This is a genomic window from Bacteroidetes bacterium GWF2_43_63, assembly GCA_001769275.1.
Lineage (GTDB): Bacteria > Bacteroidota > Bacteroidia > Bacteroidales > DTU049 > GWF2-43-63.
The window spans coordinates 1-25757 of record MEOQ01000021.1 but is presented as its reverse complement, the minus strand read 5'-3'; the positions used below and the strand labels follow the sequence as shown (position 1 = coordinate 25757).

The window sequence follows — 25757 nt, the reverse complement described above, 5'->3', positions numbered from 1 at the left end:
ATCATTTCATTCCGTGGAAAGGCTGCAATTTATGAGATTGCCGGACGATTGCCTTCCGACTTCGGGTCGATGAAAATCACTTTGTTCATCATCACTCCACGAAACATAAAGAAACACAGATTCAAACCTGATCTTTTCGATCCTGAAGATGTAGAAAAATGCCTCGAATACGTTGCAGCATGCGACACAACTGTAAATATTGACGAAGTTGAAACAGATATTGCTGAGCTCACGCTGTTGCTGGAAAAATACCGCGAACAACATTTTGAAGTTGAGGACTATGAAAAGCATACAACAGCTGACAATACAGCACTTACACCATCGGCGGAAAAAGCTGCAATGAGATTTCTGAAAAGCGAATGTCTTCTGGACGAAATCAATCTTTTGCTTGAAACCACGGGTATCATTGGCGAAGCAAAACTCCGGACTGCACTTTTCATTATCGCATCTACCTACAAAATGCCTTATCCCCTGCATGGAATTGTTCAGGGTGACAGCGGAAGCGGAAAATCGCATCTGATCAACGCCATCATGCGCTGCATGCCTCCGGAAGATGTGATTAACGTTACACGAATAACCGGAAAATCTCTTTACTATTTTCAGGGAACAATGCTGCTGAACAAACTTTTTGTCATCCAGGATTTTGACGGATTGAACAGAGATTCAAGATTTGCGCTGCGCGAATTGCAGAGCGCCGGTTTCGTGAGTTCATCACTTACTCTGAAAAATAGTTTCGGAGAAACTGCCTCGCAATTTAGAAAAGTCAAAGCTCATTTTGCAAGTTTATCGGCAACGACATTGACGGAAATTTTCTATGACAATGAAAGCCGTTCAATTGTTCTTGGGATTGATGAAAGCGCTGAACAAACCGAAGAGATAATCCGTTATCAGAACCGCAGACGAAGTGGTGAAACGGATGTGAAAGAACTGGACTACGCCATTCATTTGTTGCGAAACTGCATACGTGTTTTGAAAGCTTTCGAAGTCATCAATCCATGGGCAGAGTCTGTTTCTCTTCCCTTGAATTTGCCACACAAAAGAAGACTGAACCAGCAGTTTCAGGATTTTATTGCGCAAATTACTATTCTGCATCAGTTTCAGCGCAGGAAGGACAAATATGGTCGTCTGATTTCAACTATTGATGATATACGTAATGCGATTGAATTGTTTATTCCTGCAATAGTTTTGAAAGCGGATGACCTTGATAGCAGCACCCGTCAGTTTTTTGAACGTCTGAAGAAATGGATGATCCGGCAGAAATCAGATAAAGATGCATTGTTCTCTGAAAAAGACATTCGGTTTTCACTCCATATCAGTAAAACAAAAATCAACCGATACTTCAGAATTCTGAGAAACATCGATTATATCAGAATAATAAAAGGCTCCATCAATAAGGGTTATCAATATGAAATCTGCTATTGGGACAATGTAGAGAAAACCAGATCCGAAATCCGCCGTCAACTGATGGCCAAAACATCCTCTGTTTCAGAGAAAAATACACAATAATGGGACGCTACATTTCGCATCAGCACTATCATTGACCGCTTGCGACCCAAATTTAACATTATGCACAAAAAAAACACATTCTTATGAACTCAAAAATCAGAAATGTATCAAACATGAGCATCTTAGAAAACTATGTCTCATTTATCAAAGCCAGAAATTACAGAAACAATCTGAATTACATCACACCCATCAAAGAGTTTCTCTGCTGGCTGGAAGGGTGCGGGTTGAGACATGTAAAAGAAATCACCGCGACTGACATCAACCTTTATTCAGAATGGCTCCACACAAGGCCTTGCTGGCGGGGAGAAGGCACGCTCAGCGACAACAGTGTCAAAAACCATCTTCTTGCACTGCATTTGTTTTTTGAAATGCTGCTTGACACGAAGGTTGTAAGTGCCGCATATGTTTTACCTGCTTTCAGCAAAAGGAAATCAATACCAAGAGAAATCCTGAGCATTTCCGAGGTTCTTGAACTGAAACGCTGCTGCGAAAACAAGTTGGAAACCAGCATTATCAACATTGCCTATGGCTGTGGTCTGCGACGTACTGAAATGGTCATGCTTAATGTTCATGATGTTTTGTTGTCAAAAGGATACCTGGTTGTCAGGTCCGGCAAAAATGGGAAACGACGTGAAATTCCGCTCACAGAAACGATTTCCGCAGAAATTAAAAACTACATTTTCAGCTTTCGTCAACAAAGGGTCGTGTTTTCTGTACCGCTCGAAAACGCTTTCTTTTTAAACTCAAATGGACAACGGATTTCCGGTGGGTCCCTTAATAAAATGCTGAAAACAATCTGCAGCAGAAGTGGTAACAGAAACATCACTGCGAAAAACATCACTTTGCATTGTTTGCGTCACAGCATTGCTACTCATTTGCAGGAAGCCGGAGCCGGGATGGAATTCGTCCGTGACTTTTTAGGTCATACCGAAATTGACACAACGCAATTGTACATGATCCGCAGAAGAAAACAATTTAAAATTGCATAACCATGAAAAAACAAACTCTTGAACAATATGTCCGCGCAGCTCATACAAAGCAGACTGCTGATAATTACCTGTACGTAATCAGCAATTTTTTGTCCATCCATCCTGATGCGCTAAAATTTCAGTACATGGATCTGGTGCAGTATTTCGATCAACTCACAATCAGATATCCAAAAGTGGCCACCCGGACAAGGATGCTTGCTGCAATAAAAAAGTACTACGATTTTTTATTGCACACAGGGCGCCGGATCGATCACCCATGCCGGAAACTAATCATCAAGCGAAAGAAGACCGCTATTCAGACGCAGGACCTGTTTTCAATGAATGAACTGCAACTTCTATACACCAGGCCCAATCGCTACAAAAACCTTGATGTGCGGGACAGGGTACTGTTTTCATTTCTCCTGCAACAGGCGCTCAGCAGTCATGAGCTTGCAGAACTAAACATTACCAATATCGATCTGGACAAGGGAGAAGTTCATATCAAAGCATCTGCAAAAATATCTGGGCGAATTTTACCACTCGATGTTTCACAGATTGCCTTGCTTATCAGATATCTGAATGAAACCAGACCTGCAATGATTAAAGCGAAAACCAGCAAGCTCATAATTTCTAAGGCTGGTGGCGGAATGAGTGTTGACAGCATCCATGCTGTTTTTGAGCCTCTCAGAATGTTGTTCCCAGGCAGAACTATGAACCCTGAACGAATCCGAATGTCGGTAATATCGTATTGGCTCAACGATCGGAAAATGCCTGTTGAACAAGTAATGGAACTGAGTGGCCTGAAATGGGCTTCGAGTGTAATGCAATACAAGAAAATAGATATTGCAGAACAATCGAAACTCATCAATCGGTTTCACCCTTTGCGATGATGGTGCTTCTGCGGTTAAAATGGTTCAGCAGAGCTGAACTCTTTAACAAAATTATCTCTATCTTAGCCAGGTAAAACTTCTGCATGGCTATGAATTCTGTTTGCAACTTATTGGCATCAGATACGGCGACATTTTCTACAAGCCGCTCCCAAAGCGGCCTGCAGAGGCGCGGGTGTCACAGTTTCGGATTCAACGGTCAGGAGGCTGATAATGAGATAAAGGGCACAGGAAACAGTCTCGAATTTAAATACAGAATTTACGATTCACGACTTGGTAAGTTTCTTTCTGTTGACCCACTTGCACCAGAATATCCATGGAACAGTACTTATGCGTTCGCAGAGAATGATGTGATAAGGTGTATTGATTTGGAGGGGGCTGAGAAATATGCAAAAAATGGTTCATTGTATTATGTTCATGCCGTATCTTCTTCGTCAATCGGTATAATGTTTGAAACGGAAGTCAACCAAGCTATCACAAATGCGGGGATACGTGTTAACAATGTTCCATATCCATGCTGTCCAGCTGAAGGATCTTCAGCTCAAGTTTACGAGGAGGGTAATATGTATCAGCAACCAGATAATGGGAATGGCGGATACAGTGCGCGAATGGTTAGAGGAAAAAATGGTGTAGTTATAGTTGGTGAACCGGGGGCATACAAAAGTCCTGATAAAAATCCAGGAAGGACTGTTACTCCGTCCGGAAGTCGTGCTGGAAATGCTATTGGAAAAGGCGGCCCAGGATTGCTTGATCTGGCTTTTACTGTTCTTGGTATTATAGAAGCTGAAAAGACGTTCTCAAACACAAATAATAAATTGGCGTTAAACTCTTATGCAGTTGCTTACAACAAAGCTTTTAATAAAGCATCAGATATGCAAAGTGTATTAATGAAAGACCTTCCTGAAAACATGAGAACAACTGTTGCTCTTGCTGATGTAACAAACTATGCTCTTGATGGGACACTTCCTGAATCTGATGATCAGGATTACTTGAACAATATTCAAGAATATGGAAACATAGTGATTGAATCATTAGATTGGACAGTTAGAGAAGAAAACAAAACAACAGAATAATTATGAATATTTTTGTGCTATGCTTGGTTTCTGCAATGATGTTATTTACTTCGTGTTCAGAACGTGATCCGAAACAAGTTGTTATTGATGTTTTACAGTATGCTAAAGATGGTGAGAAAGAGAAAATACTTAATATGATAGATCGAGAGCATTGGGGAGGAGATTATATGCCAGATGGGTCATGTTTGGGTGTAGAAGAGACCGTGGACAAACTTTTATTGGCAACAAAAGACCGTGATATTCTGGGAAAAGAAAATGTAAAGATTTATAATGAGTTTGATGAATACATCACTCTTACTTATGAAGATAATAGTTTTGTTAACGGAAGGAACTTTGACATATTAGTTTATTTATACAAGAGGAAAAATGGATATATAATTCATGGGATGACTGTTTCAAGAGGGAATCCGATTCATTTGCCGCAAAGAAATTAAGAGCCTTGCACCATGCACGATAAATCCTAAATGTCCAACCCAATATTGCAAAAAGCCGCTCAAATCAGCGGCTTTTTTGTACTCTTTCAAAAAAGTTCTCACAGGCATAGAATTACACACCATAAAATTTATTCCTGGGACGCCACATTCCGCACCCACACTAATCAAACCCTCTAGCGTCCCATTTGGTGTGCCACAATAAAATATTTTAACTTTCGTACTGCATCATTTTTTTGCACACCACCCAAATTCACAACCTCCGAAAATTTTGAAATTTCAATACTTTTCTTAGAGTAAAAAACCCCGCTGGTGGGCGGGGCGTTGAATATTGGGATATCTGTTATAAAATTCTGGTAGATATTGCAAGGTTTTAGAGCTCAAGTAAAAATTATTGAATTGTTTCTGGGCTTATCAGTATTGGAATAATTGCTTTTTCATATTCATTATTATTGAACTCGGTTTCTGACAGGACACTAAGTAATATTCTTTTTAGCTTTTCCATTTTCAGGAATTCATCGCAACTTATAATATTTACAAGCTTTGTCTTGTCATTTGCCATATCAACCTCTAATAACAATCTCTTTTTAGATGATGCATTAAAAAAATCAATATTTGATGGGATTTGTTCTTGTATTTTTAAATATAAGTCTCCATAAAATCTAGGTAAAACAGTTGTATCTGTGTAAATTTGACCTCGCTTAAAAAACCGAGGGCGAGTTATTTCGATTTCACAATATTCCAGTTTTCTCCATTTAAAAACAACAATATCCTTTTTTAAGAAAGCATAATCCAAAAACGAAGATTCAAAAAAATCAACACGATCATTGAGAGTTGTATCTTCCTCATTATAATTAAAAAAAACGAAAATACTATCTTCGGTTAGTGAAATATGAGATTCCTTCATGAAATTGTCCAGAATATGAATACCGTCATATCCTTCGGATTCACAAAAATTTACAAGTGAATCAAAACTCTTCGGAGGAAATAAATACTCCCTGTAATATGGGTATATTGATTCTCCGATTTTATCAGAAATAATAGTCTGGACATTTTTGAGTAATTGGTACTTACGGTATGGTTTGTAATATAAAATCAACAGCACAAGCACGAATAAAATGACGATACCTATTAATAAAAGAGTTTTTTTCATAAACTTTTCAATTTAAGTTTGGACTTTCAGTTTTTTGTTTTTCTTCTTTATAGGTTTCCGAGTTTTGATTCTGTTCTACATATTTCAAATACTCTGAATTCTGAAGTCTTTTGTACTCTTTCTTTGCTAAATCCAAGTCTTTTTGAGACTCAAAAAATACGACTGCTACAACATCATTTTTTGAATTTTTAAATTTGACTTTATATCCACCAGAACCAGACATTGCTCCATCTGATTCGTAACCATCGGCAACACGAACATTTCTGACAATCATATCCTCCTCATTTTTCTTTACATAAAATTTTACTTGACCACTTGCAAATTCTTTTCCAATTGGGATTGTGATATTCCACTCATAATCATTGCCATATGAACTGAAAAAAGGTCTTTCATCTCTTTTTACTATACCTGAAAAATCCGTCCTAACTATATTGTCTTCATTTTCTACGCCCTCATAATTGTAATCTTGATTAAACCCATCATATTTATGCTTCTCATATTTATTTCTATACATAAATTCTCCACTAGCCTTAGCAGCAGTTTGAAAAGTTGAAACCATTAACCAGTTTATTCTTCTCTGATATGGCTCACATTCTTCAAGTCCATCAAGGTCAATAAACTGTATCGGCTTATTCCCCGCAAACTGATAGGGAGAATACCAAGGGTACTGTTGCCCTTGCACAATCAACGGGTCAGCACACAAAAACCTTCCCAGTCTCGGATCATAAATCCGCATCCCATAATCCTGCTGATTTCCAGTCCCTTTCACCTCATTGTCATTCTCTTTACCATTGAATCCGAAACGGTAGTTCTCTGTGTTTTCATACCGGTCATTCATCAACATGCCAAAGGGATAATAATCCTGGGCTGAAATAACACGGGCTTCAAATGGCGATGAATTATCAATGTAGAGTTTCTCATCGGTAACCACTGCAAGTATGTTCCCCAAATGATCTGCAAATTCATATTGCTTGTTTCCAAGGGTGCGCGATCCTGCAGTATAACAATCCGCAAAACAAGGCAACAGTGGATTCAATGAATTATCCCAGCCGGTAATGACAAACCTGTTATTGGTCAGATTAAAGTATGTTGAGTAAAACTTTTTGGATTCGGCTGCAAAAACCGCACTGGTTCTGTTGTTTATTGCTCCCAGCCTGTTGCTCCCATAGATATACGCTTCTTCGGTATTGTAAATAACATTCCATACGCCGGTCGAAACCTGTGCATATTCCATGCTGTGACTTGCCAGCATTTTACCTTGTGCATCGAGAGTATACCATGTATATTTCCACTGATCTTCTGTGCTTGGAACACCAGCCGGACGGGGTTTCTCAATTTTGCCTATGCGGTTGCCCATCGGATCGTATAAAAATTCAAGATCGGATTGAATGTTGTTAGGGCTTCGCGTAATGCTGCTGATTTTCCCCATCACATTCCACTTGATTTCTCCGATCTCTTCAGTCTTGTCTTCAATTAGGTTGCCTATTTCATCATAGATGTAATTCCATGTTGCATCATCAGTCTGACTGAAATCCAATAGGAGCGTGTTCTCGATATCACCGGCAACCGTTGTCGGATTTCCGTTGTTTGCATTGTCGTTGTAGCTCAAAAGCATATTGGTCTGAGGCATTATTGATGATGTCGAAAGATTATTGCCCAAATAGTGATACGCCAATACATCCATTGCAGTGCTGGAATTATCTTTGCGGTTCAAATATAATAAATTTCCATTGAAATCATAGGTGTAATCAGAAAAATATCTTTCAGTTGCATAAATAGTGGCAGTCCAGTCATTTGACGGAGGGGTTGAGCTGTTTTGCCATATTTTGTCCGATTTAATGCGGTTCAGTTGGTCATACCTGTACAAGTGAGCTTCATTGACCATAATTCCACCGTTAGTAGTGATATGCGGAACAGCATGAACTGACCATGCAATATTTCCGTTGTACAGATCCTTTCGCAACGTTTTAAATCCATTTCCCAACACCGGTTCAAATGTTACGGTTCCGCTCACAAGTTCTTTACAGCCGCTTCCGGGAGTGTAGTAACCCAGCGTGAATCCAGCTGCATCTTTTGCAAATGCTGCATTAGAATTGGTTTCACTAATTGCAGCATCTTTTCCCGGATCATAGGATGGCGAAAGCATTCCACTGTTGACAGAACGGATCCAGCCATTAACGGTATAGATGTAATCAAATCCCTGAACACATTTATCGCCAATCTCAGTGCGGGCCAGGGCTCCGGTAGCGTAATAGAAATATTTGGCATCGGTCTCCCAGACACCTTTTAACGTTTTGGTATAAACCCTGTGCAGTCGGTTGTCAGCATCATAACTGTATTTATGAATAAGTTCGCAGTTTTTGCCACGCATTGAGGTCATGGAAAGTACATTGCCATTTATCAGATTGTAGGTATAATCCATTTTGTTTAAATTCTTTCCAATATCAGCCAGCGCCTTATTATCCCTGATAACTGTCTTAGCATTGCCATGTGCATCATAACTGTAATGGATGGCGTTTTCGTAGTCCCCGTCATTATTGTCATCGCGGAAAACCGAGGCCACACGGTTGCGTAAGTTCTGCTGCCCGACCCAAACACCGAAATAATCGTTTATTATACTTGAATAAGGTTCATCATATTGGGTAAACACTATTTGGTCGCGGGTTGTATTGTTGTTCAACCATGTGCCATAATTGCCGTAGATCATATATTCATCTGCAGCATGGTCGTAGGGTTCGCTGCTTCCATACACTTGCCCAGTTTGAACGATTCGGCCAAGCTTGTCGTATCTTGTAAACGAATATTGCTTGGTGGGCTGATTGAATTGTTTTGCGTTTTGCGATGCCACCAAACGACCATTATCGTCGTAATAGAAATTGGTTTCAGAACGAGCAATGACATGCTCTGAACTCACCACTTTCATTCCATCGGGTGTTTCTTGTTGTATCACACCTTGAAAACTATTGTAGGCGTAGGTGGTGTTGAGGGTGTGGACGGGATATTCTGCAATATTAGTAGGGTCGTTCGGGTGTTCGCGATGAGCCACAACATCCTCGCGTTCAGTGGCATCGAGCAAATCGACTCCTTCAGGAGGAACAGTTTGAACTAAGTTGCCAGCCTGGTCGTAGTAGTAAAGGGTGTAAGCGTATTCGCCTTGGGTGTACTCCATGGTAAATGTCTCGCGACCTTCGATGGAAGGCAAAATGCGAGTATTGTATTCATTAAGGATGTATTCCTGATAATCTGCCAGATTATGAGCAAATTGTGCAACCATGAGCGATTCAGCAGCTTCAGCATTGTCATCAATACATTGCTGTAAATACTCTCCCCATGTCATATCGCTGCCATCATCGCAAATTAGCAGTTCGGGAATTCCATGCAATCCGGACGGAGTAAGCAGGGAGTCCTCTAACTGATCGCAATCGTCCTGATTGTAGATGAGCGTGTTACAACTACTTAGCCACGAGGTTATATCGCTGGCTGTGTAAGTTATTGTACCTCCAGTAAGGTCGGTTACTTGTGCTGCTATTTCAGTATTGGAGGGAGTATGGTTTAGTTCGGTTGTCAGTCCGTCAATCAGGGCACTAAGCATATCGCAACTGCAGCGCCACTTGCAGTCATACACCGGATGCTGAGGGGCTGTGCAGGGGTCTGAGTAAAAATGAGTGACTACCTCCTGAAAGCTACGCAGCTCTGTAGCGCCATCAAAATAACCATCAACACCAGTAGGCACCTCATCACCACCAAAATAGGCATTGTCGTCGCTACAAGATTTTTCGCAAATATAAAGCAATGCAGGTCGTACATGAACATTGAATGAATAGCCTGGTTTGGTGCTACAATTCTCAAGCTTGCTTGCCCATATATCAACATGATTGAGGCAATTGCTCTCGCAGGTCTCTTCTTCAGTATTGGCTGCAAAGGCTGTTAGATTGAACGATGAAGGGTCGCCACTGCAATCGCAACCCATGGCTTCGAATAATGGATTTTTGGGGAAATGCAGTGCGAAACCAGCCGGCACATGCACATCGTCGCCAGTGCTTAACCCATTTTGATCGGCATTGTAATGCTCATGAGGATTTATTAAACAAGAATCAATATGGGGCCAAGTATTTGTTCCCCAACATGTATCATTCAGGTCACAGTCAAGATTGTTATAAATCACATACTCTTTGTAGAACTGGTAAACACCTGAGAAAAACTGAATTTTCGAAATGTGATTTGGATTATTAGAATTCAGAAGCCCCGTGCTCGAATTGTGTAAACTCACAAAAAAGTCATAGACGGGAGAATCCAAATCTTGAGGACATTGCGACATTTGCCCAATACCAGCGGGATCGTCCATCACGTACCAAATGCTGTAATATTCATTGGTGCTAGCTTCTACGAAATGCGTCATGTAACTCTGAATGATATCCTCAAATTCTTGGTTCGGACTTGAACAGTATGACAAACTACAGGTAGCATTTACTATAGCTAAATCAGTCAACATTTCAGGGCTTCCCGTCATTCCAGATACATACATGTAGCTTTGATGATCGATGGTGTAATCGGTTGGGTTTTGGCCTGTTCCAACATCGTCACTGACTGGGAAAAAGTACCCAGCAGCATAAGCTGTTTGATCGTCGGTCTGTGTGCTCATATCTCCGCCAAAATTCCAATATTCATACATATCACTTTGAGCTATTTCTTTTTTCGTCAGATAGCACACATCGCCGCAAAGTGATACACAATGCCTGTAAAAGGCACTGTACTCCGGATGAAACCAAATTGTTCCTTCTGCATATTTATCTTCCCAGTTTTCACGCAAATACTCGGGCCACAAAGATTCCTGTATATGGGTTACAGGCAATCCCAGCGCATAAAGTGAACACACCATGGGGTTTATTAATGGCGCTATAAACTCGTTATGGTCATATAAGGTATCTTTAATCAAATTGCCATTTACATCTTCGATATACTCATCAATGGTATTGTCAAAATACTGTCCAACAGGGCTCATATCGATTTTCATGGCTTCGTATTGCAGTTCGCATTGGCTGGTTCCAATAGCAGGAGAGGTCTCTCCAGCACATTCTAATTGACAAGTATCAATCAAAGCCTGACCTTCTGCAGGTGTAATCACTTCGCCATTGTCATTTACATATTCATATGTTAGAGGCGCAATCTCTTTTCGATATTTGAGCGTACATTGATCGGCACAACAACTGGGGCATGGATCGGGTGCCACAAAAACCTCTTCAACACAACCATTGATATTGTTCTCATTTGCAACATAATCTTCAATGTCTTCCGAATTTGGCACAGCAACCTTATATACATAATAAGTGCCTATCTCGATAAAATCAACTACAAACGAAACGGTGGCTTCATCGGCTATAGATACAACAATTTCATTATTATTACTTTTTTGTTGACCGTTGATTTCAATCTGGCTCAAAACAAGTTGCTCGCCAAACTGGTCGGTTACATAAAAGCGAATATCAAAATAGGTTTTTCTAGAAAAATAGGAATAACCTGCATTGCAAAAAAAACTCAAACCCTCTGGGGTTAGGGAATATTCAAATGCATAATTGCCTGGGGTGCTCACGGGCACTGCAAATGTGAGTGCTGAATTTTCATCTCCGATGATGTTTTTAACCATCAGATTGTCTTCAAGAACTTCCGGGTATGGAGCATTGTCGATGGCTATGTAGGGTGATCCGTATTGCAATGCTGCAATGCCTGTGGCCACTACACGCCCTTGAAGATCCTTATAGCTCACACTGATTTGACCATTGGCATCACGAACCATGTCTTTTGAATAATAAAGTGCATCGCCAACATTATTTCCAAAAAGTCTATCAAGTTCAACCTGTGGGGCAGTGCCGTAATAGTATCGTGTCTCACGATTGTCGCCAGCTTTAAACTCTGCTCCCGCCATGGTGCTCATTCGCACACGACCGCTTGGGTCGGAGGTATATATGGTTCTACTATATGGATATCCGTTGGCATCTGGCAAATAGGCATTCAAACTGGCTAACCCAGAAGTAACATCGGAGTAAAATCCACCCAGTATGGTGCTGGAACTAACCATGCTTGGGTTTAAATAATGATTGTCATCGTCATACAAGGCGGGACCATAGTCGGGGTTGAATAAGGGAATTTGATCATAATCTTCGGTCTGAACTACTGCGGGCAAAGTCTGAATAACTGGCCGGTTGTGGTAATCATAATAGGTCTCGCTCACCAGTTTTACATTGTCGGTATTTGCCGAGGATAGCGTCTGGCGCTGCTTAAATGCTCCATCATAATAGGCTATGCCATCCATTCGGAGGCCTTCTTCGGCATATGCAGCAGTGTAAATCCAGTTTTTACCCGATTCTATTCCCTGAATCCCTAGCATGCAACTTAGTGGAACCTGCGACAACAAGGTGCCAGCTGAAGGTGCGTAGCTCCAGTTACCCTCAAGCGTATTTGAGGGATCACTGCCATAGCCACGTGCCCGAACCCGATATACAATACCACCTCTAGAATATACATTAGGAAGTATATATGAGTTGAATGATGTGTTTATGCGGTAGGCTTCGCTGAAATCGACCTCAGGACTAGGCGCTGAGGTATTGGGATTGTTTTCGAAAAACAACCACTCGACATCATAACTCACTGCTCCTGGCACAAAATCCCAAGCCAGTAGTACGCCATTCGCTTGTTCGGTTGACAATGGTGGGTCGAGTGCTGTAGCTGAAAGTTCATAGCTCCGCTCTTTCTCAATGCATACATCAAAATGCACATCCAGTGGAATTGTTGCCGTTGTGCCGGTTTCTATTGTAACAATTGCTTTATAATACTCCGATGTCAATCCTTCTTCATACACCACCCAATCCTTGTCCTTGTCTGAGCCAATACTCAGCGATCCGGTATGCGAAGTGATAAAGACATTGCTTTTGCTATAAAACTTCACTGTGTAATTGACCGTGCATGTCGGAAAACTTGTCATTAATGTCTGGTCATAGCTTAACTTCACAATAACACTGGAGTTGGTTGTTATGTTTTCTGGTTCCCATGATGGGTTGCCAAAATATTGGTCAGTCACCGTTAGACTTGTGTTTACTTGTAGTCCACTGCCGCTCAGCCCGTTTGAAAATACCTCACGCGAAGCAAAGACCTTGCTCCCAAGTCCCGATAATAAAACTGTCAAACAAATAAAAACAATACTCTTTTTCATACTCAAAGTCTTTATTGATACATCACTATGCGGTAATCTTTTCTTTGTCCGACCCCGCTGAAAACGCCTTTCTTTTCTGATATTATTCGGCTTTCGGAAAAAACAGCATCATCGGGATCAGATGTAATATCGAACCGTACAACCTTGTACGAAATTCTTTCAAGCAAAATGCCTTCAGCAGGACTGTAGAAAAAGTCAACGCTTTTGAGAAAGCCCGTTGCGGCATCGGTTTCGATAATCATGCGTTCCACGCCAGGAAACAAACCTCCGGGTCGATATTCGAGTCGAACCAATTTGTCAGTATGCAATAAGATTCGGCATTTCGAAGAGTCGATGGCAGGGATAATGGAGGGTTGTTTAAAATCATTTTTATTTTTCGATAATCGTGTAACGCTGATGTGCTTCATGCGATCACTGACCTGAATGCTGTACATGCTATTGACACATATAATTTCATCCTGATACTGATACCAAAGCTTGTTATTCTTCTTTGTCATGTGTAACGTGTCGGTTCTTTCAGTAGCTGTGTTGCTCTGCTTTGAGAAATAGGAGACAGTCATTTGCAGGCTATACACAGGCTGATCAACAAATGCTTGATTGGCCTGTGTAATGTAGTCGGATGCATCTTGTGCTTCTGTCTTTTGCGATGAAATGCATAGAAAAAAACAATAAAGGGTTCCTGAGTATAATACCCAAGATAACATCTTTCGTATATGGCAGAACTGGCTATTCACTTTAGTTTCCGGTTGTTTTAAATATGTTTTGCCACGATGATTTCACCGTTTGTTTGCCTTTTTCAGTTTCTTTTTTCACTTGCACCAAATTGCCCTGCAAGTCATAAGTGAAATACGAAGCATAGTTGTTCTCGTCAAGAATGGCACTGATGCGCATGGTTTTGGCGTCATAAACGGCGGTTACCATCTGACTGTTGAAGGGGTGAATGCGGATATCGTCAATGAAAGCTCTGGCATACCCAGATGAAATACTGATGCTCAATTGTCCAGCAACTGTTGATGGCATAGTAAAAACGCCACTCACCAGCTTCCAGCCATCAACTTTTGTCCCAGTATTATTTACTACAAACGACCCTAGTGAATTGCCATTGCAAACAACATTTATTGTGACGGCATTGGTTTCATCGCCTTGCATGTTTACCCACGCCGAGACCACATACTTTTTCGATTCGCTTTCCGAAGATACTTGAGGTGCAAACCATCCTTCTACAGGATTTACTAGGTCGTAAGTATAAACCATCGCATTTGAGGAACCAGCACCCAGCCAAACAGAGTATTTCCCTGTATGCGAAACATCGCTACTCAATGCTGGAGAAGACTGCCCATAAACTAAAAACTTCAAATGTCCTCTGCCATCAGAGTCATAAGTAGAACCGTGGTCTTCAAACCCATCATAAGCCATTTCATAATATGTGCAATTGCTTGCAGCAGCGGTAAGAGTACTTCGGTCAACTCCAAGATGCCCATAGAGAATAGAACTGTAATTACCCAAACGATCTTTGGTTTCCAATGGTATGCCATCAACACTCCATTGAGTTACTTCACTGGTTTTCCACCATTCGGAATTGGTTACTCCAGTCCAGTCAAATGGAGTGTAGTGTTTGTATGGTCCATCTACCTCAATATCTATTGCGGTAGATTGTAGCCTGTTTGCATAATACAAGTAGCTGTTGTCGCGACCCCAGCGGCCTTTTGCTCCATAGCGAAAGGGATTTGAAGCAATTGTTGCTTCAGTAACTCCCAAAGTACCTGCATCAGCATAAATCCGCTCTGCATCGTCAGAATATTCATAGGCTTCTGAATGCAATATTCTTTCATCAATACAATTCTTAACAGAGTTTGATTGTTCACTGTTGAAAACACCTGCAATCAATTTCTCAGCTCCGCTTTCTATTACATGTAAAGTGCAGGGTTGATTCTGTAACTGAACATCAGGCGCAACCTGCGCTTCAATAAATAATATGTTCGAATGGGCGGGGTTGACAATTACTCCTGTAGTATTAAAAGATACACTTATTGATGCACCTGGGATTGATGGAATGAAATTCTCAATACCACTGCCTTCATTGTCACTGCTAATAAGTAATGTAAGAGTGTTTCCAACCAGATTTTGTTTATATTGCAGAAATTCATCGCAACCCGAGATGCAATCCTCTTTCCTGTTAACGAAACTTTCCTGACAATCAAGAGTAGCTGTATAATATTCAAACTGATTGTTGGTTGATTGACTTACATAATGTGTGCTGTAATCAAAAATACTGTTCCACAGTTCCACATAAACATCAGCTAGTGCTTTATCAGCTGCTCCAAACCAGTTCAATGCATCGGTTTTTCCACACTGCTCTAGCAGCAGGTTTCTGTGTCCCGATTGAATAATTGTCAGATTTGTCAAAGACCCACTGGCAAGATCATCATTTTCATTCCTAATTGTAATCTCGTTTGCAGTTTTGTTAACGTCACTAACCCAGTATTTATTTCCACCGGATAGCATCACATCGCCTGGCTCAAACCAGTTTATGTAACTACTTCCAACTCCAACAACCCCGCTTGAGGCCGTGGCACTTGCCAGGGTGAATCGATAATTCGAAGAGGCCAGGCCCATGCCTGAATAGTACCAGTGTGCCGGATATGAATAGGTGTAAACTGGTCGGTCAAATTCATTATTGGTGCTACTCCATAGAGGTTGACCTGTAGCAGCATCATAGGCTAACAGGTTTGTCTCGCTTTTGCGACCTTCGGCAGTTGAAACTATTTTTTCAAGAATTCCGGTTTGATGAACGACTTTTATAGTCGAAGTCGTTTTTGTTTCGGCTTCAATATAATTTTTAATTGGAGCAGCAAAAGGAATAGGGATTATTGGGACAGGGAAAATTAAAGGCCTTAACAATGTGACATTCATTTGCATACCATTAGTCTCACTAACCATCCTGTTTTCTCTAGTGTCCATGAAAAAATCGCGAGCAACTCCAACCTCCGTATTCTCAATATTGTCCGCGGAATACAGAACATCAACATTATTGTCTAATTTGTTAAAGGCATTACAGGAATAAGGATTTTGGGTATGATAGTAGTACTTTGTTTCAGAAACTGGAATAATAGCGTGGTTATTGCATTCGTCAGCTTCTTTATAAGTGCTGTGTGATTTTTGTTTTCCATGCATATCATTTGTTGTAACACTAAACCCTTGTGAAAATGCATATTTATTGTAGATTTTTGATCCACATAAAGGGATTGGGATACTCTGCTCAAAAGGAGGTGCCACAGTGATTGGACTCCATTTTTCGATTACAGGAAAATCCTTAGCTGTGTAAAATTCATAAACTTCATAACCAGCTCCACTCTTATTAAATGATTGCTCACTTGATAGTGCCGAGCCATTATTTACAACAACCCTACTATAGCCTACTTGTGGTGATGGGAAAAAGTCTTCACAAACTGGGCCTTTTATATTGAAATAATCATATTCCCTGATATTATCGCCACTGTATGTGTATAGGAGTTGTCTCATGGCGCATTCATCTTCTCCTGTTTTTGGCTCATAAGATGCAACGCCTGAACTCCGTCCATCAGGAAGCGTGTATGAAAATGTTTGAGTATAGTCACTCGACTTTTCCTTTTCAGTGGGGCTGAAATCGCCCCAATTATCCTTCAGGGAAATGGATTTCACCCTATGTCCACCGCCATACATGCGCCCATCCAAATCTGGTATGCGTATGAATGAAGGATGGTTTGAGTCTAGTTTGAGATTATTACCAAAGCCACTGATATACATAAAATTGTATACGCCAAGAATCATTGTTGCCAATTCTTGAAATAAACCTACAATAGATTGAATGAAATCAAGGCCAAAATTCTGGTTTTCCTGATCTGGGTAAAATAAGTCGGGTCTATCGTTATACAAGTACTGCCATGCGGCTTTTGTTATAGGATGAACCTCTCTTGAAAGATCATTTTTCTTTACAGGAACTGGCTTTACATCAACATATCCATATAAATTGCCTGAAACAGTTTTGCAACCAACAATATTATTTCCAATGCTATCTTTATCAATTTCAGCAAATCCATTGACATAATCGCAGTTGTTTTCACTATTTCTTAAAGACATATATGTTCTGAAATATAAGAACTTTTGGTTAATGAACGCATTTTTTACAACCCCATCATAGTACAATTCAGATCCTTCTTGTGTGTTTTCTAATTCAAAATAAAGTCTATTTTTACTTTTACTGATTTTATTATTAGAATCGACTCCGCTTTCTTGATTCCCTGTGAATTTAATTTTGGCCATATGCATCGCCGGAATATTCTGAACGTAAGCATAATCATCCATTTCATATTCAACTTCAATTGTTCCACCAGAAGGAAGTGTGATTTTTTTCAAGCTCCATGCACCGGCATATCCATTTAGTGTTTCAACCTCATCTTCGCCAGAATACTGACTTACATAGGGATTGTCAAAATTAGTTTCGCCAGAATTTTGATGCTTGAAGTATCCCCATTTATCAGAACAGCGACTAGCATAATCCGGATTGTTGATCAAACCAGTCCCATAATCGAAAACATATGCACTGCTTTCCCCGCTTGTGTTACCTTTATATTCAAACCAAACTTTTGCCAGTGTTAATTTTCCACTGCCTGGATCTGAGCCTGGAGCGCCTTGGCACAGTTCGTCTCCATCTACCATGTATTCAAAATGAATAGATTTCACAGGAATACTTGTGTTTGGATTGAATTGAGGATCTGTTTTACAATACAAATCAATCTGATCGAGCTTATATGATAACATTGAGTTACTCCCAGCCAAGCTTTCGTTGTCTTCTGAAGCACCGCGCCCGTCGTTACGGTAAGAAATCCTAAAAATGGCGATATGAGTTTTGGTTTCGATAGTTTTTAAATAATACTGTTCTCTTGTATAATAAGAATATGCGGCTTTGTCATCTTTATCGTTCGAATAATTTCCAGGCATGTAGTTTGCTTTAAGAAAAGGGTACCTCATGCCATAATCATCCGATTTTTTTTCATATTCAAATTTCGTATAATTCCCCAAATCATCTTCTGATGGCCCATTATAAGTTAAGTCAACATAGTCAGCTGAATATACCGCTGTGAGATTGTACTGACTTGCATATTTAGGTATTTTTGTATTCGAATATAAATGATCATTCCCATTTAAGTTTTCAATTGTTGGATCAACTAAAGGGTCATAATCAATTAAAGCATCGAAATATTTTTCGTTTCCAACCAGAGTGGTGCTTTCATCAATTGCAAAAATTACATCACTTTGCTGTGAATAAACGGGTAATGCAAACTCATAGCGCCCTCCATCTTGACCAGTAATAACATAAGCTCCAATTTCATTATTATTATTAAGATACTCATATGTCTCTTGATTGGATCCAACCCAAAAACTCACTTTGTTTTCGAAAATACTCCTTGCTTCAGAATTAGTGTAATACTCAATATTACTTGAACGTAAATCTCTATTTTCTCTGTAATATTTTGAGCTATTAAACACACTTGTTGGACCTGATAAATTATAAATTACATTCACATCATTTTCACTACTGCCAAAATCAATAACGTTGCTAATCGTGGGGCATATTGTTTCATCCAAACGAAACCGCTCATCCGAATTTATTTGCTCACATGTCTCATCTCCAACTGCTTTAAAGTAAAAAGATTCATAGCCAAGAGGAGGTGTTGCACTCATATATGTAGAGATAAGGGTATTCCCACTACTCCATCTGCCAGAATGAGATTCTGTAACTCGACTTGAAGTATTAAACCCCAAATGGGTGGAAATCCCTTCACCGTACTCGCCTCCAATACCATTACTTGATCCAACTGAAGTTGAGTATGCTGGACTCATTATTGGAACATCAGATCGAAAAGGTCTAAAGGTCATTCCAATACCCTGGGCATTAACTGTCATTATATCATATGTACTTATTGGTGTGGAGAGCATCTTGATCTCTTTGGACATAGGGTACTGATAACTTGTTGAATAATCGCGTATCCCTCGTGGATTAGTATAGGCACCTTGATTGTGTAAATAGCCGAAAATTGGTATAGATAAATTGTTTGTTGTTGGTTTTGAGGAAGAATACCTGCCATCAATTGCAACTGAGGTTAATACTCCAGGGAGAATTTCAGTACCTGATTTAATTCTAAAATCATAGGCTGTTGATGTATATGGGATAGTCACTTCAGGAGTATATGATGATCGAATGGTTGACAAAGTTGTTCTTAAACTGCTAACACTTGTTGTCAGAGCCGCCTCCCTACTATTGTAGCAAATGCCAATACCAGCACTAACACCATATAAATCACCTAGAGAAAAACTCTTATTTCGATCATATGAAGCGCCGGCACTTAAATTCATGCCTGTGTTTGGGTCATAAGCTACTCCAGCATTAATACCAACACTATTTGCAAAACGAACGGCTATCCCTGCAGAGGTTCCAATTCCTAATCCTTTGTAATTGTCATAGATCAGTTGCAATCCAACACTTCCTTGAAAAGTGCCAGCATTTTCTATAGGAACCCCAAGAATTTCTTTTAAATCAATCCCCAATTCTCCGCCTAATTCAACATTTACATTGGGCTTCACATTAATGTCCTTCGATAGCATTTGCGTTCCATCAAAATCATCCGGCACACCGCGCATCTGACGGGTGATGGCTCCAACATTGAGGTTCCATCCCAGTCCGACCCAACTGGCTTCCTGATCGGGGGTAATGCCTGCATTATAAATCAGATTGATCGGGTATCCTCCATCGGGGCCGGGCACTGTAAACAACGGAATATTGTAGCTAAAATCGCCGGTGAACGGATCGACCATCTGGGTTGCATTGACCTGTTCGAAACTCGAAAATTCAGGAGCGATGGGGCCGTCAGCTTTGGCAATCATCGGAAAAAACAAGCTGTTCAGCATACTTACACCGGCAAAAGCCATGATGAATTTAAATGTCCTGCTTGCTCTGAGTCGGATGAAAATTCCTTTGTTCATGATCATAAAATCAAGGATGTTAATTAATTCCGGGTATTTCTGTAATGTCTTCTTTTTTGATTTTGAAATTCACAATGCCAACTCCCAGTCCGTCGGCATTGATTTCAATTGTCATATCGTCCTCTATTCCCTCCGTGGCATTAAAAGACAATAAAATATTTTGATAGGGAGCCAATCCCATGGTTTGTTCCCTGAGAAACATCAGGCAGGGATAGTCAGCATTTCCTTCGTGAAGCTTAATGCTGCTTTCTGCATAGTAATCAAGAAAGTAAATCAACTGCTCATCGAGTTGCTTTTTATCGGTTTGTCTGGGAACTGTCTCCAGTCTGAGGGTAAAGTTTCGTGATGTTTTATTGTCCGCAGCAAGTTTGCTGATGCTGTCGGTATTTGATTGGCCCCGTTTGACAGCCATGTATTCAGGAGGCGTGTATATAAGTGTAAAACGATACTCGCCAAATTCTTTTGTCTGAATCAGACCGTTGTCCGGATCTTCGATATAAGTGATAAATCTTTCCGGCGACAATCGCGATTGACCGCAACCAACCAGTAAAACCAGTGATAATATGAACAGTATTCTGTTATTCATTCAGCGGTTCTCCCTGAAAACGTTCATTGGCAAATTCAATTACCTCATCGGTAATATCCGCTGACTCTGTTCCGTACATTAAGCTTCCATTGCCGGCTGCGCCAAAAATAAACGAGAATCTGTTTTTGTCGCCGAATTCCTTTACATACTGATTCAGTTGCTGCAGAATTTTATTGTTGTAATCTTCAGTCTGAACCTGAATTCTGTTGGCATATGCATTTTGCAGTTTCTCCATTTTGTCTTTGGTGTCTGACATGGTTTTCAAACTCTGCGAATCAGATTTTTTCTGAGCTGCCAGAAATTCATATTCTTTATTCAGGCTGTCAAGAACTGTCTGGACCTTGTTTTTCTCAGCATCAATTGAGTTTTTATATTGAATTGTCATTGAGAAGCTGTTGTAAAGTTTTGCCACATCAACAAATCCGGCTTTGTCATTTCCTTTCATGAATAAAATGACAACAACAACCAATGCAAGCAACACAACTGAGTTGGCAAACAAAATAATCTTTTGAAGTTTCATAGGTTTAATATCTGAAGCGTAAATACCATTTTTCACCTTTTTCATTAATCACTTCTAGTAAATAATACTGTTGGGATGCAAGTCCAAGTGAAGCCAAGGTCAATACAATGCGGTTCTGTCCTGACTTGATTTCCTGAGATGGAGAATTTGTAGGGGTTTTGATTCCATCATGAGATACACTTGCAACAACGCCCATTTGTGAATTGTAAATTTTATATTCCAAATTCTTTTCGGGCTGCACATTGTATTCTTCCTGATAATAGAATCTCAGTCGTCTTCCTGGTGTATTTATAAAACCCCCATCCGGTTTCTCAGATAATACAGCGAAATACGGAATAATTTTCATTATTGCCGATGCCGCAATCGCTCTATTCAGATTGAACAAGGTATAATAAGTAGGATCGAGTGGGTATTGAGAAGCTCCCCTTTTTTCATACACGCTGTCAATAATTCCCAGAGAATTTACCCGGAAGCCAATCGATGAATCATCTATCAGGGCCGTGTCTCCTTCAAATGAAATTTCATAATTTAAATATCCTTCCAATGGCACAGAGGGGTACACTAGAAAAGTATCGGGAACAACGAAGGTTGTATCGATTCCTGAGCCCGTCAAAGTTGCAATAACAGTGTCTTCATCAGTAAGGACGCTGTTTTTCAGAACCGGAAAATTCAGAAATAAAATCGGCTCGTTGGCTCCGATAGATGGCAAGCTTCTTCTCACGCGATTGTAAATATCGGTGTTTATTCCGGAAACCCCACTCCCGGCCTGTGTACACGGAGAAAACAAATCAATATCCAGGTCATCTGTAACAGGATCAGGATACAGCGGATCTGCGCTGATGGAATGTTCATCACCGTTGCCAGTGCCTGTGTAATGATCAATTCCTTTCCATGAGGTTAGTGTGGGATATTTGAGGCCATTATGGACTGCAACACCCGCATTGTTTGGGCCATAGTAACAATTATAATCACAAGAAGCGAAAATTCCTGCGGCCAAACTCAAATTATATGAGGTATTGCCAGTCGAAACAAAAATATTATTTGAGAGCGTTGTATTAGTGGGTACATCGCTGGTGGTGCCGATAAAATTGGACTGTGGATTTTTAAAATTGTTGTATGCGAAAAGGTTGTCCTGTGATGACGTCAGCGAAATGCCGTTGGTGTTATTCACCAGATAATTGTTATATACTTTGGCGTACTTGAGATATGAAGCCTTTATCCCATATCCACCACCAATTATGGTGTTTCCTGAAATGGTGTCAATATAGGATGAACTACTGCCAGAGTAATTAAAAAACATGCCATATGTTGTGCTCCCAGAGCTGCCGAGAATTATTCTGTTGTTTTTTATCCTAAGGCTGTTTATCATTGATGAACTAACACCTGTTGCAAGTATTCCAATGGAATCAATGTTAAATATATTGTTTCGAATTGTAACGTTCAATGGCGAATAATAATTATTTAATTCATAAAGATAAACTAATTGAAGACCCACAGAGTTATTGAATTCATTTGTAAAACTGTTGTCAGAAATCAATAATCCCGTACAACTTCCAGCAACTTTAAAATTGGTTTTTCCAGCAGCCTTGCCCAGAACGTCACAATTTGATATTTCGGAATTCAATGGGAAACCTATTGTTCCCTCCCACATCCTAACTGAATTTGACCCTGTCAGATAAATGTTATTGCCAATGCTTGTCATGGAATCATTTCTTAAAACCATGTTCTGACTGCCATAGTTATATACGTTATAATATGAATTCGTCTGAATGTTTTTAAGGCTTAAATTTTCAATAGTTACATAATCTGCATTATTCAAATATAAATTGTGGTTTGTTGAAAAGTTGAAAGTTGTCAGATTGTTTCCCGCACCATGGATGACCATCTGTCCATTTATTGAACCTCTATCAGAATAAGAAACTGTTATTGCTTCCGAGTATGTTCCAGCATCCACAAAAATCGTATCCAATGCCCCAAGGACATACTTTTTTAAAACAGAATCAACTCTGTTTAATGGCGAATATGGGCTCAACCCCGTATTGGCTGAACTTCCAGCAACCTTACAAAATACATCTTGTACCGTTGAGTTATCATTCACGTAGTATTTGGTGCCAATATAATATTTCACCTCCATTCGTGGTCTTTCCGAAGTGTTTGCGTCATCGGTAGATTTGTACTGCTGTGTTGTGTATCTAATTTCATTATTCACCTTAAAAGTGACACCATAATTGATCTTGGTGCCGTCAACCCATTTCTGAACGACATTCCTCGATTCCACAACTACGTCTATGTAATAGCAATAACCATAACCAAGGTTTGGAATTGTAAAATATGTGTTTGCATCATACCGAGGTTTTGTGTTCCATGTCACCGTCGATTCGGTCCAAGTACTATCATTAGCTAGTAATGATGCTGAGTTCCCGTTACAATAGGTATCACAACGATGCCCAGCATATGTAGCAGGATCACGTGAATACAAGAATAGTTTTGAGTATACGATTTTCGCGTTTCTAGGGATGGAACTCACGTCAAATTCCATAAGCCCACGTAAAGTATTAGCAACTCCACTATTAGTTTGTTGACATGCTATAAATACCGCGTAATTCCCATAATTTCCGGCTGCGTTGAGGGAGCTGACAATTGCATCTTTATCAGGGTTAATTGTCAAGCTACTTAGTAATGAAAAACTTGTTCTAACACTGTGGAACTGACCACCCAGTGTCGAAATTGAAGCATCAATAAAGAAGCTTTTGTCATTACTAGTCATTGATGCGCTGTCAAGTTTCACTCCGTTTTTCAAAAAAAAGATTGTAGAGTCGACTTTCTCAATTCTGAATACATCGTTTAGATTATATGTTCCCTTATTTGAAGTTGTATTCAATTTCTTTGTTTCTAAAACACGTGTTGAGTCGGAAAATGAAAAAACAAACCCATATTTAATAGAGTCTTTTAAAACACCGGTACTTGGCTCATATGAAATTCCTATAGCCTTGGTTTTAGTAACTTCCTGTAGTTTAAACTCCACCCATCCATCTTGCCCGAAAGCAAGCATATTCTGTGACTCGGCACCGGCATCCCAACCATTGGTACCGGAAGTTTTTGTCAATATGTTGTTTGAAACTGTTGTATTCACATTATTTGTCCAAGTAACCAGCTGCTGGGCTTTGACAATCCCTGGCAAAAGAAATACTATTGACAAAAAAAATGAAAACGCATTTTGTTTTATTTGTTGTTTCATAACATTAAGGATTCAGGATTATTGATTTTTTTTCTCAATAATTTGTTGACCATTTGGTCGTGTCAGTATTAGCTTAACAGTATACTCATCAGCTCTGGCATTCATCATCGTAATTTTTTTCTTGTTGTTTTCAGTTGAGACTCTGAATCTGTTTCCATTGGGGGTTGCATTTGAGTTCCCTGGCGATAACACATCGATGGCCTGAACTGTATAGTTTGAATCCAGCCCGCTGATAAACAAGTCAGCGCTCTGGGAATCCTGAAGCGTTGTCTGCTCAATGAAAATTTCAAGATTATATACTGTGTCATACTCAAGCACTACTTCCCCCGTCGGAACCAAAACCATCGTCACTTCATTATTCTGACAAATCCCGGTCGTAAATACGACTGCACACATGAAAGCAAATATTATTCTCATATTACTCAATATTTGAGGTCAAATTTAGCAACTATAATACTATTAAATATTATTGTCAATATATTTAATAACATACATGTATTAATATTCAAATAAACAGACATATACATATATGTAATTGTTTTTTACCTTTAATTATATTCATGGTCAAAACAAGACCACATATGTACCTTCACTGAACTTAACAATTAATCAACCAAAAATATATGATTTGCCCCAGATGCTCATTTTCAAACGTCATAAAAGATGGATTTGTCCTTGATCGACAGAGGTATTTATGCAAAAACTGCAAATTTCATTTCACAGTGACAATGCGAAAACAGCGGTTCGACCAGTCGATAAAACGACACTCAATAATTTTATTTCTGACTGGACTTAGCATCACAAAAATTGAAAAACTAACCGGTGTACGGCAAACAACCATATTCAATTGGGTTAAAGAATTTGGGCCAAAGTTCGAGCTTATGAGAGCAGAACAATCGCCTACTGTTATCACTATGAGGACAAAAGTTGAGCACATAGTCAGAATACTGGACGAAGAGTGGGTGCTGATTTATCGGGACGGGAAAATCGAAATCCGCAAAAAAGACAAGTAGCTACATTCCAGGGCCAATACTGCCGTTCATTTTAAACATGGGCAGGTACATGGAAATCAGAACGACACCCACAATCAGGCCTACAAAAATAATTATTAGCGGTTCCATAATGGTTCCCATCATTGCCGTGTTGTGTTCTGTATCCGAATCAT

The 25757-nt window shown here is 39.8% G+C and carries 14 protein-coding genes; 6 read left to right on the top strand and 8 right to left on the bottom strand.

Annotated elements, in window-relative coordinates; all coding sequences use genetic code 11:
- From A2W93_00705 to A2W93_00685, 5 genes are all read left to right on the top strand, one after another.
- The coding region (locus A2W93_00705; GenBank protein ID OFY54980.1) for a hypothetical protein at positions 1-1506 on the top strand (1506 nt) is incomplete at its 5' end.
- Positions 1507-1589: 83 nt separating this feature from the next.
- Complete coding sequence (locus A2W93_00700; GenBank protein OFY54979.1) at positions 1590-2495, top strand: hypothetical protein; 906 nt, start codon at positions 1590-1592, stop codon at positions 2493-2495.
- 2 nt (positions 2496-2497) lie between these two features.
- A complete protein-coding gene (locus A2W93_00695) occupies positions 2498-3364 on the top strand; it encodes a hypothetical protein (protein ID OFY54978.1) in 867 nt (288 codons plus the stop codon).
- A gap of 110 nt (positions 3365-3474) precedes the next feature.
- A complete protein-coding gene (locus A2W93_00690) occupies positions 3475-4434 on the top strand; it encodes a hypothetical protein (protein ID OFY54977.1) in 960 nt (319 codons plus the stop codon).
- 35 nt (positions 4435-4469) lie between these two features.
- Positions 4470-4868 (top strand): hypothetical protein, encoded by a 399-nt coding sequence (locus tag A2W93_00685; protein OFY54976.1) that lies wholly within the window; start codon positions 4470-4472, stop codon positions 4866-4868.
- A 388-nt stretch (positions 4869-5256) separates the two neighbouring features.
- Here the strand turns inward: A2W93_00685 and A2W93_00680 are convergent, their stop codons facing one another.
- From A2W93_00680 to A2W93_00645, 8 genes are all read right to left on the bottom strand, one after another.
- Complete coding sequence (locus A2W93_00680) at positions 5257-6018, bottom strand: hypothetical protein (protein OFY54975.1); 762 nt, start codon at positions 6016-6018, stop codon at positions 5257-5259.
- Positions 6019-6025: 7 nt separating this feature from the next.
- On the bottom strand, positions 6026-13225 hold the full coding sequence (locus A2W93_00675; GenBank protein ID OFY54974.1) for a hypothetical protein: 7200 nt from the start codon (positions 13223-13225) through the stop codon (positions 6026-6028).
- Positions 13226-13236: 11 nt separating this feature from the next.
- A complete protein-coding gene (locus A2W93_00670) occupies positions 13237-13929 on the bottom strand; it encodes a hypothetical protein (protein ID OFY54973.1) in 693 nt (230 codons plus the stop codon).
- Positions 13930-13960: 31 nt separating this feature from the next.
- Positions 13961-20248 (bottom strand): hypothetical protein, encoded by a 6288-nt coding sequence (locus tag A2W93_00665; protein OFY54972.1) that lies wholly within the window; start codon positions 20246-20248, stop codon positions 13961-13963.
- A gap of 19 nt (positions 20249-20267) precedes the next feature.
- Positions 20268-20834 (bottom strand): hypothetical protein, encoded by a 567-nt coding sequence (locus tag A2W93_00660; protein OFY54971.1) that lies wholly within the window; start codon positions 20832-20834, stop codon positions 20268-20270.
- On the bottom strand, positions 20827-21399 hold the full coding sequence (locus A2W93_00655) for a hypothetical protein (GenBank protein OFY54970.1): 573 nt from the start codon (positions 21397-21399) through the stop codon (positions 20827-20829). Before A2W93_00655 ends, A2W93_00660 begins: the two co-directional genes overlap by 8 nt.
- The gene (locus A2W93_00650; protein ID OFY54969.1) at positions 21359-24535 is read right to left on the bottom strand and encodes a hypothetical protein; all 3177 of its coding nucleotides are present in this window, start codon (positions 24533-24535) and stop codon (positions 21359-21361) included. The genes A2W93_00655 and A2W93_00650 overlap by 41 nt, the downstream gene beginning before the upstream one ends.
- 75 nt (positions 24536-24610) lie before the next feature.
- Positions 24611-24937 (bottom strand): hypothetical protein, encoded by a 327-nt coding sequence (locus A2W93_00645; GenBank protein ID OFY54968.1) that lies wholly within the window; start codon positions 24935-24937, stop codon positions 24611-24613.
- Positions 24938-25320: 383 nt separating this feature from the next.
- Here A2W93_00645 and A2W93_00640 point away from each other — a divergent pair, with 383 nt between their 5' ends.
- Complete coding sequence (locus tag A2W93_00640) at positions 25321-25605, top strand: hypothetical protein (GenBank protein OFY54967.1); 285 nt, start codon at positions 25321-25323, stop codon at positions 25603-25605.
- Positions 25606-25757 lie beyond the last annotated feature (152 nt).

Bases quoted from the DNA above. Each gene is read 5' to 3' on its own strand.
- A2W93_00640 (OFY54967.1), top strand. From the start codon at position 25,321: ATGCGAAAACAGCGGTTCGACCAGTCGATAAAACGACACTCAATAATT.
- A2W93_00655 (OFY54970.1), bottom strand. From the start codon at position 21,399: ATGAAAAAGGTGAAAAATGGTATTTACGCTTCAGATATTAAACCTATG.
- A2W93_00675 (OFY54974.1), bottom strand. From the start codon at position 13,225: ATGAAAAAGAGTATTGTTTTTATTTGTTTGACAGTTTTATTATCGGGA.
- A2W93_00695 (OFY54978.1), top strand. From the start codon at position 2,498: ATGAAAAAACAAACTCTTGAACAATATGTCCGCGCAGCTCATACAAAG.
- A2W93_00645 (OFY54968.1), bottom strand. From the start codon at position 24,937: ATGGTTTTGGTTCCGACGGGGGAAGTAGTGCTTGAGTATGACACAGTA.
- A2W93_00680 (OFY54975.1), bottom strand. From the start codon at position 6,018: ATGAAAAAAACTCTTTTATTAATAGGTATCGTCATTTTATTCGTGCTT.
- A2W93_00670 (OFY54973.1), bottom strand. From the start codon at position 13,929: ATGTTATCTTGGGTATTATACTCAGGAACCCTTTATTGTTTTTTTCTA.
- A2W93_00685 (OFY54976.1), top strand. From the start codon at position 4,470: ATGATGTTATTTACTTCGTGTTCAGAACGTGATCCGAAACAAGTTGTT.
- A2W93_00665 (OFY54972.1), bottom strand. From the start codon at position 20,248: ATGAACAAAGGAATTTTCATCCGACTCAGAGCAAGCAGGACATTTAAA.
- A2W93_00660 (OFY54971.1), bottom strand. From the start codon at position 20,834: ATGAATAACAGAATACTGTTCATATTATCACTGGTTTTACTGGTTGGT.
- A2W93_00700 (OFY54979.1), top strand. From the start codon at position 1,590: ATGAACTCAAAAATCAGAAATGTATCAAACATGAGCATCTTAGAAAAC.